The following is a 13,421-nucleotide window of genomic DNA, read 5'->3' on the forward strand; positions in this document are numbered from 1 at the left end:
ATCCGCCCGCCTCTGAAGGGGAGTAGCGCTCGCGAAGGCCGTCACCCGGTCTTCCCTGCTGCGGTGCCGTCAATACGAAAGCCTTGGCAACAGGCGCTTTCCGGTGCCGCAGGTCGCCCGGCCGCAATGGTCCGGCGTCCGCAAGACCGACGGGGAACTCCGTAGTTCAACCCGCCGGTTTTCCGGCTTACCTTCAGGAAAGCCCAGCCATGTCCATTGGCACGCCCCTGATGTGGACCGTGTTCGCCATCTTCGTGGTGATCGCGCTCCTCATCGATTTCTTCGCCCTCACCAAGCAGGGCGCCCACACCGTCTCGATGAAAGAGGCGACCGTCTGGTCGCTGATCTGGGTCGGGGTGTCCTTCGTGTTCGTCGGCCTGCTCTGGTGGTATCTCGGCGGTACTTCCGGTGACGCCACCCGCGAGGCACTGGCCAATGGCAAGGCGCTGGAGTTCATCACCGGCTACCTGGTCGAGAAGGCCCTGGCCGTGGACAACATCTTCGTGTTCCTGATGCTGTTCACCTACTTCGGCGTGCCGGCGGCGTTCCAGAAGCGCGTGTTGATGATCGGCATCCTGGGCGCGCTGGTGCTGCGCGCCGGCATGATCCTGGTGGGCGCCTGGTTGGTGACCCAGTTCCATTGGGTGATGTATGTGTTCGGCGCCTTCCTGGTGTTCACCGGCATCAAGATGTGGTGGGCCGCCGGGCAGGAACCCGACCTGGACAACAACCCGGCGCTGCGCTGGATCAACCGGCACATGAAGATCGCCCCCAGCTTCGACGGCGAGCGCTTCTTCACCCGTGTGAATGGCGTGCGCATGGCGACTCCCTTGTTCGTGGTGATCCTGCTGATCGGCGTGGTCGACGTGATCTTCGCGGTCGATTCCATTCCGGCCATCTTCGCGATCACGACCGACCCGTTCATCGTGCTGACCTCCAACGTGTTCGCCATCCTGGGCCTGCGCGCCATGTACTTCCTGCTGGCCGGCATGCACGAGCGCTTTCACCTGCTGTCCTACGGTCTGGCCGTCGTGTTGGTGTTCATCGGCACCAAGATGCTGCTGATCGACATCTACAAGATTCCCGTGGCCTGGTCGCTGGGCGTGACGGTGTCGGTGCTGGTGGTGACCATGCTGCTGTCGCTGCGCTACCCGGGCAAGGGTGGTGGCGCCTACCCGTTCCCGCCGAAGGAGCGTCGGGCGGGCGACGCCTGACGCAGGGTCACGGCTCGCGCAGCCCTTCCTGGCGCGCCCGCAGCAGGGGCGCCAGGAAGTAGTCGATCAGGCGGCGTTGCCCGACCTGCACGTCGGTGGTGACGTTCATGCCGGCGCTGAGTCGTCCGGTGCGGTCTCCCACCCGCTGGGGCAACTGGCTGGCGTCCAGCCGGATGCGCACCGGGTACACCGGCCCCAGGGTCGGGTCCGCCACCGCGTCCTGGGCGATCCAGGCCACCTCGCCACCCAGCCCGCCCCAGCGGGTGTAGTCGAAGGCCTCGATCTTGTTGACCACGCGCTGGCCGACCCGAAGCTGGCCGACGTCCCGATTGAGCACCTGCGCCTCCACTTCGAGGGCGGTGCCATCGGGCACCACGGTCAGCAGCGCTTGCGCGGGCGTGACGACGCCCCCCAGGGTGGTGACGGCCAGCTGCTGGACGATGCCGTCGATGGGGGCGCGCAGGACTTGCTGGCGCTCGCGCTGCTCGGCCTTGAGCAGTTCCTGGCGCAGGGCTTCGGCCCGGCGCCCGGCCTCCGCCCGCTCCGTGGCCGCGCGCAGGCGGAACTCCGCGACGGCCTGCTGCCGGCGGTGCCGGACCTCGGCCAGGGCCGCTTCGGCTTCCCTGAGTCGCTCCGTCGTCACGAGCGCGTCGTGGCGGACATTGGCCAGTTCCAGCTCGGTGTCGATGAGGCCGGTGGGGGCGAGGTAGCCGGCCCGGGCCAGCTCGTCGCGCAGCTCGTGCTTGCGTTGCACCAGGGGCAGCCCGGCTTCCAGCTTGGCGCGCGTTCCGGCCACGGCATCGCGGTCGGACTGGCGACGCGCCACCTCCGCGTCGAGCGCGGCGAGCCGGGCCGCCCCCTCGAGCATCAGGGCGGCCAGGACCGCGCCTTCGTGGGCATGCACTTGCGCCGGCATGCCCGGTTGCATCGCGAGCCGGTCCCTGCCTTCCAGCAGCGCCGAGGCGCGGGCCATGGCGGCGCGGCTTTCCCACAGCTCCCGGGCCAGGCGCTCGCGGTCGGCGGCGGCCGACGTGCTGTCGAGTTCGATCAGCACGTCGCCCGCTTTCACCGACTGGCCGTCCCGGGCGGCGATGGTCCGGACGGTGCCGGCCTCCAGGGGCTGCACGACCTTGCTCTTGCCGGCGGAGATCACCCGCCCCGGCAGGCTGACCACGACGTCCACGCTGCACAGCGAGGCATAGGCGACGGCGCCGAGCACCAGTGCGCAGATGGCCAGCGACACCATGCGCGGGACCCATCGCGGCGGAGCCTCGACCAGGGCGGCGGCGAAGGACAAGGGGTCGCCGGTGGGCGCGGGGGCGGGTAGGGGGCGGCTCATGATTCGCAAACGGCTGGGTCGGCGCGGCCAGCGGCCGCCGCTTGCATCGCGCTGGACGCCGGCGCAACGCCGGGGAACGCCTCCTGCCGCTGCGTCATTTGATGCAGCTGCCACAGGTGCCGGTACGGCCCGGCTTGCGCCGCAAGCAGCGCATGCGGGCCGCACTGGACGAGCCGGCCGCGATCGAGCACCGCGATGCGGTGCGCCAGGCGCAAGGTGGACAGCCGGTGCGCCACGATGAGCACCGTGCGACCGGCGGCCATCCGGCCCAGGTTGGCGTGGAAGGCGCGCTCGCTGTCGTAGTCGAGCGCCGCCGTGGCTTCGTCCAGCAGCAGCACGCGCGGGTCGTGCGCCAGGGCGCGGGCGATGGCGATGCGGGAGCGCTGGCCGCCAGACAGGCAGCTGCCGCGCTCGCCGACGAGCGTGTCGTAGCCTTGCGGCAAGCCGACGATGAAGTCGTGCGCGCCCGCCAGCCGCGCCGCTCGCCACACGTCCTCCAGGGGCAGCTCGGGCCGTCCCAGCGCGATGTTGTCGCGGACCGACCGGTGGAACAGCACCGCGTCCTGGCTCACGACGCCGAGCTGGCGCCGCAGCCAGGCGGGATCGCATTGGCTCAGGTCCATCCCGTCGATCAGCACGCGGCCCCGCTCGGGCGTGTAGAGCCGCTGCAGCAGGCGCAGCAGCGTGGTCTTGCCCGCGCCGGAGGTGCCCACCATCCCGATGATTTCGCCCGGGGCGATCTCCAGGCTCAGGTCCTTCAACACCTCGGGCTGATTCGGCCCGTAGCGGAAGCTCACGCCGTCCAGGCGCAAACGGCCGGTGAGCGGGGGCGCGCTGCTGCGGGCCGGCTGCAGGCCGGGCTCGGGCGGTGCATCCATCACGTCCGACAGGCGGCGGATGCTGACCTTCACCTGCGCGAATTCCTGCCACAGCGACGCAAGCTTGAGGATCGGCGCCTGCACCCGCGCGGCCAGCATGTTGAAGGCGATCAGCCCGCCCACGCTGAGGTCGCCCTGGATCACCAGCCGCGCCCCGAACCACAGGAGCAGGGCCGTGAGCACCTTGCCCAGCAGGCCGGTGAGCTGCGCGCTGGCCTGGGCGAACTGGTTGCTGTGGAAAGAAGCCTGCGCCTGGTCGGCCAACCGGCGCTCCCATTCGCGCTGCCACTGGGCTTCCACGGCTTGTGACTTGAGCGCCTCCATGGCCCCGGCCGTCTCGGCCAGGAAGGACTGGCTCTCGGCCCCGGCCGCGAACTTGCCTTCCAGGCGCCTTCGCATCAGGGGCGTGATCACCAGCGACACGCCGAAAAGAATGGGCAGCGCGCCCAGCACCACTGCCGTGAGCGGGAGGCTGAAGCTGGCCATCACCGCCAGGAAGACCACGACGAACGCGAGGTCCATCCAGCTGGTGAGCCCCTGGCCGGTGAGGAAGCTGCGCACGTTTTCCAGTTCGCGCACGCGGGCGACGGTGTCGCCGCTGCGGCGCGAGGCGAAGTACGACAGGGGCAGCGCAAGCAGGCGGCTGAACAGCCCGGCGCCCAGTTGCACGTCCAGGCGGTGGCTGGTGTGGCCCAGGAGGTACAGCCTCATGGTGGACAGCAGCGCCTCGAACAAGGTGGTAGCCAGCAGGGCCAGCACCAGCACGTCCAGCGTCGCCAGGCTGCGGTGGGTCAGCACCTTGTCGATCACCACCTGGAACACCAGCGGCGATACCAGCGCCAGCGCCTGGATGAACAAGGACGCCATCAGCACTTCGGCCAACAGTCGCTTGTGCGGAGCCAGCGCCTGCAGGAACCAGGGCAGGCCGAATGCGCCGCCGCTCGCTCCGCCGGCCGGCGCTGCGGCGCGCACGCGCAGCCAGCGACCCTGCCAGTGCGGGGACAGCTGCGTGCGCGCCTGGTGGGCATCGAGCGCCTGTGCCTGCAGCTCGCCGGCACGGCGCACCAGCAGGCCGCCGTTGGCGACGGGCGCAAGCATCATCAACCGGCCGGACGCATCGGCGCTGATGCACGCGCTGCGGGATTCGAGCAGCGCCTTCAGGCTGCCGGTTTGCACGCGCACCGTTAGGCCCAGGGCCTCGAGCACGCGCAGGGCGGTTGCCAGGGCCGGGTCCGCGTTCTCGTTGCCCGCAGGGGCGGCATGGCGGGCCATGTCGTCCGAAGAGGGATGAAGACCCTGCGTCTGCGCGAACAGGGCGATCAGGCGCAGGTTGTCGCCGGCTGGGTCGTCGGGGTTGACGGGCGGGCCGGTCGGTCCGCCTTCGGCGCTCATGGTCGTGTCCGTCGTGTCCATCGTGGGCATGTTCAGCTGCTTTCAGGCCGTGGCCGCCATGTGAAGTGGGTGGACACCCGCATGGGGCCACGGAGGCTCATCGGCCCCGCTGTCCATAAGCGGGTCGTCTTGCCAGGCGCTCAGGGGAATGAAGCCCAGTGGCGCGGGCTCGGGTTCGACCTGGTTGAGGGCCTGGTTCCAGAGCAGCAGCTCGCGTTGCAGCTCGGCCATGAACGCCTGCTCGCCCGTGTCCGCGGTGCCGCGTTCGGCTTGGGGTATCGCGGCCACTGCCGTGCCGGACTCGCGCGGGTTCACGGCCTCGGCGCGGAACGCCGCGTCGGCGGCCACGCGCCGGCTGCCGTCGGTCATCACGACCTCGGCCTCGCCGTACACGAACACGTCCTCGCTGACGCGTTGCGCCTGCGCGTTCGACTGCAGGGCGATGGACTGGATGCCCGCCTCATCCAGGGTGCGGAACTCGTGGGCTTCGCTGCGGCCGTTGTCGTCGCCGTCCTGCCAGATGCCGAAGGCCCGCCATTCATCGTCGCCGGCGTCCAGCAGGCTGTTGGCGTTGCTGTCGAAGGCGCGCAGGCCTTCGAGGTCGGTGGTGGCGCCGGGGGTGTAGCGGGCGAAGGCGAATTCGGCGGGACCGTTGACGAGGTGGTCACCGTTGCGATCCCAGGCCAGGACCCCATCCCTTGGCGCTATCCAGGCCAGGCGATGGCGAAGATCGTTGCCGTGCAGCTCGAACTCGACCATGGAGTCCGTCGTGCTGACATATGTCAACCCGTCGCCATCGAGGTCTACCGCAATGGGTGTGACGAACGTGCCAATAACCGCGGATGACAGTACCTCGCCGTAGTACGGCCTGTGGTCCAACCAAAACTGCTGGACCACGGAGTTTCCGAGCGCATCGGTGAAGCGCAGAGTGAACGGTTTGACGTAGTGATTGGATGCGCCGACGTCCTGATACACGAAGTCCACGAGTTTATTGGTTCGGGCAAAACGAAAGCGCGTGTCTGGTGCCGACTCAATCGTTCCGTAGACGGAAGCGCCATCCTCGCTCCGCGCCTCGATTTGGAACAGATAGACGGGGGCATGGGGGACGTCTCTTGATGTGAAGTCAAATGCGATGGCTTGCGTCACCGTAGGCGGCCGATGCGGCGACAGCACGTCGACAAAGGCCGTGGCGGTCGTGATGCCTCCGCGCCCATCGCCGACCGTGTAGTCGAAGGAGGCGGACCCGGAGAAGCCGGCATTCGGTGTGAACCCGACCACGCCTGCGTTCGAAGTGACGCTGCCGCCTTGCGCGTTGCCGATGGCCAGGAGGTGCAGCGGGTCGCCATCGGGGTCATGGTCGTTGCCCAAAAGCTGGTCGGCCGCAATGAGCATCTGGCTCCCGCGCGTGGTGGCGAAGCGGTCGTCGACTGCCACCGGCGTGCGGTTGGCCGGCGCCACGGGCACCGAGGCCGTGACCACTGGCGACAGCGCACCCGCCGCGTCGGCCACCCGGTAGTCGAAGGAGGCCGAGCCACTGAAACCGGGCGCGGGGGTGAACACGACCTGGCCCGACGCACCCAGGGCCACGCCGCCGTGAACCGGGTTGCCGACCCAGCCCACCCGCAAAGCGCCTGCGGGGTCGTCCACGTCCGGGTCATTGGCCAGCAGCAGGTGCGCCGGGATGTGGAACACGGCGTTCTGGACCGCGCCCTGCACCACCTCCCCCTGCGCCGTGGGCGCATCGTTGACCGGCTCGATGCTCAGGTCGACCCGGCCGCCGCCGACGCCGCCCTGACCGTCGGCCACCAGATAGTCGAAGCCCGCGGTGCCAGCGAAGTCTCGCGTGGGTGTGAAGACGATCCGGCCCTCGGCATCGATCGCGGCGCTGCCGTGACGTGGCGCGAGCAGCTGCGTGATGCGCAGGTTGGCGTGGGGCGTGTCCACGTCGGTGTCGTTGGCCAGCAGGGCCGCGGTGGTAAAGACCAACGGCTGGTCCTCCAGGCCGCGAGCGGTTTCCCCGCGCACCGTGGGGGCGTCGTTGACCGGCGTGTAGTGCATGTCGACCCGCGCCCGGGTGAGGCCGCCGGCGCCGTCGGCCACCAGGATGTCGAAGCCTGCGAGCGGACCGTTCTCGTCGTTGTGGTCGGGCACCGGCTGGAAGCGCACGGTGCCGTCGGCGTGCAGGGACACCGCGCCGCGCGCCGCTGCATCCACGGCGACCAGCTGCAGGTCGGCGTGTGCGCTGTCCACGTCGGTGGCCGCGGCCAGCAGCACGCCGGGAGCGAAGATCGCGATGCTGTCCTCGTCCAGTGTTGCCGCCTGACCGGGGACCACCGGCGCGTCGTTGACCGGCGTGACATCGATGGTCACCACGGCCGAGGCCGAGCCGCCATGGCCATCGCCCACCTCGTAGACGAAGCTGGCCACGCCGTGGAAGTTCGCATCCGGCATGAAACGGAGGGTGCCGTCGTCCATGAGCCGCACCTCGCCGTGGCGCGCGTCGCCGGTCGCCATGATCCGCAGGCTTTGTGCGTCGGTCGGCGTGTCCACGTCCGTGTCATTGGCCAGCAGGTGCCCGGGCGTGATGAACAGCGGCGTGTCCTCCGCTGTGGTCACGCGGTCTGCGCCGGCCACGGGCGCATCGTTGACGGGCGTCAGGCGCACCCGCACGGTGGCGGCGCTGCGCGCGCCGGCCAGGTCTTCCACCCAGTAGGTGAAGGAGGCATCGCCATGGAAGTCGGGCTGTGGCTCGAAGTCGATCCAGCCCTGCGGGTCCAGGCGCACGTTGCCATGGCGCGCCTCGCCGACCGCGGCGAGGCGCAGCACGTCGCCGGTGCCGATGCGACGGTCTGGCGACGCGTCGATGTCGCTGTCGTTGGCCAGCAAGTCCTCGGGTGCGATTAGCAGGCGCTCGTCCTCCTGCGCCAGCAAGAGCTCGCCACGCGCGATCGGCGCGTCGTTGACGGGGCTGACCTGCACCGTGGCGGTGGCCGAGACCCGGGCACCCGCTTGGTCCTGGGTCCAGTACGTGAACGAGGCGCTACCGTGAAAGTCGGCGGCGGGCACGAACTCGACCTGGCCGGCGGCATCGAGCCGCACGCTGCCGTGGCGGGCCTCGCCTACGGCGGCGATGCGCAGCACATCCCCGGTGCCGGTGTGCGGATCGTCCGATGCATCCACGTCGCTGTCGTTGGCCAGCAGGTCTTGCGGTGCGATGAAGTAGGGCGTGTCTTCCTGCGTGGCCAGGTGGTCCGGCCGCGCCAAGGGAGCGTCGTTGACGGGCGAGACGCTCACGTTCGCCGTGGCCCAGCTGTGTGCACCGGCCAGGTCTTCGATCTCATATCGAAAGGACGCCTGGCCATGGAAATCCGGCTGCGGTACGAACTCGACGCGGCCCTGCTCGTCCAGCCGCACCGTGCCGTGCCGCGCGGGGCCCACCTGCACGATGCGCAAGACGTCGCCGGTGCCGACCTGCGGATCGGTGGATGCATCCGCATCGCTGTCGTTGGCCAGGAGCTGCCAGGCCTGCAGCACCAGTGCCTGATCCTCCGCGGTGCTGAATGCATCGTCGGCGGCAAACGGGGTGTCGTTCACCGGCGCCAGCTCGACATGGGCCGTCGACGTGCGCGTCATCCCGTTCACGTCGCGCACCGTGTACGCGAAGCTGGCCGGACCGTGGTGGTTCACGTCCGGCACGAAGCGCACGGATCGAACGGGCTGCCCCTGCGCATCGAACGTGTCCAGCAGCTGGACTTCACCCCCTCTTGCCTGGCCCACCGCCACGATCTGCAGGCCGCTGTGGACGCCGCCGCCCTGGTCGCTCATGTCGTTGGCGAGCAGCGCGTGCTCGGACAAGGTCAGCGGCTCGTCCTCCTGGGCCTGCAGGAGATCGGCCTCGGCCCGAGGCCCGCCCAGCGGGGCTTCGGCCCCTGCGGGAAGCCTGCCCTCCCAGAGGGGTGGGGGGGCAGGGTCGGCAGCAGCTGCGGGCGTGCCGGCGGGCGCGGCGGTGCGAGTCGCTTGCACGGCTGTTGGGCCGCTGGTCCCGGACGGTGCTTCCGGTTGCGGCACTTCTTGCGGCAGCGCGCTCGGCGGGCCCTGCTCGGCCCTGGAAGTGCCGGGGTGGGCGGGTTCCAGCGCCGCACGCGGCGCTGGCGGGACTGGCTGGGTCGCCGATGGGACGGGTGATGCGGCCGGTGCCACCACGGGTGGCTCGGGAGATAGCGCATGGACGGTGTAGCCGGTGCCGACAGGCCGCCCGATGGTCGGGGCCGGGTCCATGGGAATGCCCTCGGTGGCCGCAGCGGCTGACGCAGCCGCCGAGGCGCCGAGGGCCAGCGCGGTCAGTGGCGCGGCCACCAGCATGCCTTCGCTGCTGGCGCGGGCCAGGGCGGCGGCGGCTTCGCGCTGCGCCTGCGCGAGGGACGACGCCGTGGCCGGTACGAACGCCAGCGGTGCGGGGCGCAGCTTGTCGGCGGCCACCTGCGCGCGCTGCTGCTGGCCGCCGGACTGACCCGCGACCGCGGTGCCGGCATTCCCTGTTTCCAGCTGGGCCTGGGCCGCCGGCAGGGCCGGCTCCTCGAGGGCGCGCACCGGCCCGTGGCTGGTCGCGCCCGTGGCCTCGGTAAGCGTGGGGGCGTTTGGCGCGATCTCGCCGCCATGGCGGTGCGCCGCCGCCTCGGGCGTGCCTTCCCAGTCGCCGGTGCGCTGCGCGAAGTGGGTGCCGAAGCGCGGTCCCCGGCCCGCTGCGCCTTCGTGTTCGACGATGGGTCCGGCCTGCAGCGCCGGATCGAGATGGCGGATGGCCGACAGGCGCTGGCCGGCCACCTCGGCGTCCAGGCGCTGCACCGTCAGTGGCGAGCGCGTGCCATCGGCCCAGAGCAGTTGCCCGTGGCGCCAGTCGATCGCGCTCACGCCGGCCTGCGGCAGTGTCAGGCTCTCGCCCGACGCGGATTGGCCGTCGCCATTCACGTCCACCCACAGGCTCACGGCGGCAAAGGCCGGGTCGCTGGCGTCGAGCAGGCCGTTGCTGCTGGCGTCGAGCCAGCTCGTGCCGTTCAAGCCTGTGCCGAGCTGCAGGAAGTCGCTGATTCCGGCCAGCTGGCCGTCGCCGGCGGTGTCGATCACCAGCACCGCCTGCCCGAAAGCCACCCAGGAGCTGCGCTCCAGGTAGCCATCGCCATCCACGTCCATCAGGCGCTCATCCGCGGCAAGGGGGCGCTGCAGTTGCGAGGAGAGCAGGGCCACTTCCCCGTCCGGCCTTTGCGCGCCACCCAGCCGCTGCAGGACATGCGCCGGTAGGGCGGTGCTGAGCACCTCGAAGAACTGATGGTCGCCCGTGGCGGTGGTGGAGGACGCGTCGGGCAGGTCCGCGGCATTCCCCTGCGCGTGCTGTTGCCGCGTGGTCTCCACCGCCCAGGCGGGTGCGATGGCGTGCTGCTGCTGCAAGGCCTGCGCGAGTACCGGCCCCAGCTGCGCCGCACTGTCGACGCGCTGCAGCTGGGGAAGGCCGTTCAAGCGGGTCTCGATGAAGACCTGCCCCTGAATGAAGGCCAGCCCGGGCAGGCGCTCGGCCACCAGGGCCAGGCGGGTGGAAGCGTCGGCGCCCTGCGACGCTGCCTGGTCGTTGACGTGCTGGACCCAGGATTGCAGCGCGTTCAGCGCGTCGCTTGCCAAGGCGATGGCCGACGCGGCCTGCGGGGTCGAATTGCCGTGCAGCACAGGGGTGATGCGGCCCGCGTCGCCCGCGACGAAGCGCACGTGGTCACCGGCCGGCGTCGAGACCGGGCTCGGCATGGCAGGCGCGCCACCGCCCAGCCCTTGGGAGCCGGCACCGAAAGCAGGCGAGACGTTCTCCAGCCCTACGGAAAATTCGGCTCGAAAGTTGTCGCTCTGGCTATCGAACCCGTTGACGGCCTGCGACGAATACGCGTCGATGGCAAGGCCGCTGTCGAAGGTCTGGGCAGGCCAGGCCGCCGGGTTGGGGTTCCATGCTTGGGCTATGGATCCTGCGCCGTCCGAAGGCGCCCACCAACCGTCGCCTAGGCCAGCTACCAGCCAGCCATCGCCGCCGGGCAGCGGTGGCTGCAGTCCTGCGCTGGCCGTGTGCAGGTCGCTTTGCAGATCGCTTTGCAGGTCCAGCCCGTTCACGGCATAGGCCGAGTGGGGGTTGGTGACGTGCGGGCTGGATTGCCAGCCCCAGGGGTCGGCCCCGCCGAGGGTGACCGCGTCGCTTTGTCGATCCAGCCCGTTGACGGCGAAGGCCGAATGCGGGTCGGTGGGCGCACGGGTTTGGACGGCGGCCTCGAAGGGCACCATCCGCCGCGGGCCGGCGTCCACTCGCCAGACGAGTACCGGCTGCGGCTGCTCCTGGGCGTCGTGCACCACTTGGCCGTTGGCGGTGGTCTGGTAGGCCTCGGTGTAGAGGTTGGCGGGCGTGTTCGGGTCGAAGCGCAGGTGCTCGGGCACATCGGCAATGGGAATGCCGTTGGCCTGCAGCGAGGCCGTGGCCATTTCCAGTACCGCGGCCGCGGTACCGTTTTGGTCGTAGCCGCCGCCGATACCGACGTGATTGCCCGGGAGCCAGACCCCGTGCGTCCGCAGGTCGTTGGCGACGTCATTTCCCCTGAACTCGGTACGGGTCTCATGGATGGCCTGCGGCGCGAAGTTGTCGATCACGATGGGCGGCAGGGCCTCGACGCCTTGAACGTACGTGTTCACGGGATCGAGCGACACGGAGTAGGCGGAGACTTCGCCCGGCTTGACCAACACGGTTCCGTCGGCAGCAGTCACCCCGCGGTCGTTCACCATCTGCAGGAAGAAGAAGGCCGTGCCGGTGCCGCGGCTGAAGGCGGCGGTGACGGGAGTGAGGTCGGAGGGGGAGGTGTTGGGGTTAGCGAGAAACTGTTCCTGGACCCAGTTGCTGAAGTTGGCGTAGGCGCGCTCTGCGGTGGCAAGGATGGGTGCGGTCGGAACGATGGCCGCGTGAATGAGGCTTCCGTTTTCGCCGCCGGTGCCGACACCGGGGTAGTAATAAGGCCGGAGGTTTGGGTTTGAAGCCCTAGCCTCTTGTGCCTGTTCGTAAAGCCTGGCTACGTTGGTTGGATAGGGAGAGCCCGACAGCGGCAGATTGTCCTTGTCGTTGTTCGTACCGTCGAACGCAGCGAAGAAGATCGGCTTGTTTGATGCCTGCGGCGGCGGTCCGGCAGCGTCTCGAACTGCAGCAAGCTGCGCCGCCAACTGCTGCATCTCATATGGCGTCAGTGTTCGCGTGATGCTGGTGCCCATGGCGCTGCTTCTCCGAGGTGGGTGCGATCCGGCGACCGGACCGCGGGAAAGATTTCGTAGGAGACCCGGTGCGTCGACCACCAGGTCTTCAGGGGTCGCTTCGTCAACCTGACCTTGATCTGCTCTGGCGTCACGACGAAAACGTAGAGCTGGCTGCCATCGATGACGAAGGTGATGTCGTGGCCGCTCAGGTCAGCCGGCAGTCGATCGCGCAGGTCGACGCGCTCTTCGAAGGTCTGGCCGGTCGCTTTCAAGCGCCATCTCACATACAGAAACTTAGCAACGGGCATGTCCCCGAAGACGGAAGTCCCCGGTGGCAGCCCGTTTTCGTTCTTTTTCCGTGTCATGTGGTACTTGTCGCCGTAGGCGTACTCCAGCACCGTGATCTGCGGATACCAGTGGTCGTCCCAGCCGTCGAAGGTGAAGCCATGCGCCACCACATGCGGCCGCGTGGCGCATGCGGCCAGTGCAACCGCCAGCAGCAGCGCCGCAATGACTCGCAGCAAGCTTCGTGCTGAGAAGGCTTTGCCAGCGGATCGGGTGACCGTCAGTCGCATAAGCGCGTCGACGCCGTGCGGTGATCCGAGTCCGCAGCAACCCCGCGCGAAACCGCCGCTGCAGGCGGGTGATCGGCAGCGTCTCGCATTGCATTGAGCTGCGTCCCCAACTGCTGCATTTCGGCCGGGGTCAGTGTTCGTGCGATGCTGGTGCCCATGGTGCGGCTGCTCCTAAGTAGGTCCGATCCGCCGAACGGACCGTGGGATAGATTTCATAGGTGACCCGGTCAATCGACCACCACGTCCTCAGAGGCGGCTTGGTCAACCGCACCTTGATTTGCTCCGGCGTGACGACGTAGACATAGAGCTGTGGGCCATCGATGACAAAGGTGATGTAGTGGGCCCAAAGGTCGGCAGGCAATCGATCGCGAAGATCCACCCGCTCTTCGAACGTCTCCCCGGTTTCCTGCAGACGCCATCTCACGTACAGAAAATCGGCAACCGGCATGGCGCCGAAAACGGCGGTACCTGGTGGCACTCCGTCTTCGTTCTTTCGCCGTGTCATGTGGTACTTGTCGCCGTAGGCGTACTCGAGCACGGTGATCTGCGGATACCAGTGATCACGCCAGCCGTTGAAGGCAAACCCATGCGCCACCACATGCGGCCGCGTGGCGCATGCGGCGAGTGTCATCACCAGCAGCAGCGCCACGATGACGCGCAGCAGGTTGTGTGCCGAAAAGGCCTTGCCAGCGGATCGGGTGACCGTCAGTCCCATCATCGCGTCAACGCAGTGCGGTGATCCGAGTCCGCAGCAACC

Annotated in this window: 6 protein-coding genes; 1 reads left to right on the plus strand and 5 read right to left on the minus strand. The window is 69.1% G+C overall.

Translation table 11 applies throughout. From position 1 onward, the window contains the following. The first annotated feature begins 209 nt into the window (after nt 1-209). On the plus strand, nt 210-1,214 hold the full coding sequence (locus JI739_RS08940; protein ID WP_201683541.1) for a TerC family protein: 1,005 nt from the start codon (nt 210-212) through the stop codon (nt 1,212-1,214). A gap of 7 nt (nt 1,215-1,221) precedes the next feature. Here JI739_RS08940 and JI739_RS08945 read toward each other — a convergent pair whose 3' ends face one another. The 5 genes from JI739_RS08945 to JI739_RS08965 all read right to left on the minus strand — a co-directional run bounded on the left by JI739_RS08945 (nt 1,222) and on the right by JI739_RS08965 (nt 13,382). Further along, the gene (locus JI739_RS08945; protein WP_201683542.1) at nt 1,222-2,553 is read right to left on the minus strand and encodes an HlyD family type I secretion periplasmic adaptor subunit; all 1,332 of its coding nucleotides are present in this window, start codon (nt 2,551-2,553) and stop codon (nt 1,222-1,224) included. Continuing rightward, on the minus strand, nt 2,550-4,844 hold the full coding sequence (locus tag JI739_RS08950) for a peptidase domain-containing ABC transporter (protein ID WP_201683543.1): 2,295 nt from the start codon (nt 4,842-4,844) through the stop codon (nt 2,550-2,552). Before JI739_RS08950 ends, JI739_RS08945 begins: the two co-directional genes overlap by 4 nt. A gap of 21 nt (nt 4,845-4,865) precedes the next feature. Next, nucleotides 4,866-12,107 (minus strand): tandem-95 repeat protein, encoded by a 7,242-nt coding sequence (locus JI739_RS08955; protein ID WP_201683544.1) that lies wholly within the window; start codon nt 12,105-12,107, stop codon nt 4,866-4,868. Further along, nucleotides 12,080-12,664, minus strand: a complete 585-nt coding sequence (locus JI739_RS08960; protein ID WP_201683545.1) for a hypothetical protein — start codon at nt 12,662-12,664, stop codon at nt 12,080-12,082. The genes JI739_RS08955 and JI739_RS08960 overlap by 28 nt, the downstream gene beginning before the upstream one ends. 130 nt (nt 12,665-12,794) lie before the next feature. Further along, nucleotides 12,795-13,382, minus strand: coding sequence for a hypothetical protein (locus JI739_RS08965; RefSeq protein ID WP_201683546.1), 588 nt, complete (start codon nt 13,380-13,382; stop codon nt 12,795-12,797). Nucleotides 13,383-13,421 lie beyond the last annotated feature (39 nt).

The sequence above is a fragment of the Ramlibacter aurantiacus genome, assembly GCF_016722895.1.
GTDB lineage: Bacteria > Pseudomonadota > Gammaproteobacteria > Burkholderiales > Burkholderiaceae_C > Ramlibacter > Ramlibacter aurantiacus.

What these genes read in the sequence shown, in the direction of transcription:
- JI739_RS08950 (WP_201683543.1), bottom strand. Translation starts at nt 4,844, where the DNA reads ATGGACACGACGGACACGACCATGAGCGCCGAAGGCGGACCGACCGGC.
- JI739_RS08965 (WP_201683546.1), bottom strand. Translation starts at nt 13,382, where the DNA reads ATGATGGGACTGACGGTCACCCGATCCGCTGGCAAGGCCTTTTCGGCA.
- JI739_RS08955 (WP_201683544.1), bottom strand. Translation starts at nt 12,107, where the DNA reads ATGGGCACCAGCATCACGCGAACACTGACGCCATATGAGATGCAGCAG.
- JI739_RS08960 (WP_201683545.1), bottom strand. Translation starts at nt 12,664, where the DNA reads ATGCGACTGACGGTCACCCGATCCGCTGGCAAAGCCTTCTCAGCACGA.
- JI739_RS08940 (WP_201683541.1), top strand. Translation starts at nt 210, where the DNA reads ATGTCCATTGGCACGCCCCTGATGTGGACCGTGTTCGCCATCTTCGTG.
- JI739_RS08945 (WP_201683542.1), bottom strand. Translation starts at nt 2,553, where the DNA reads ATGAGCCGCCCCCTACCCGCCCCCGCGCCCACCGGCGACCCCTTGTCC.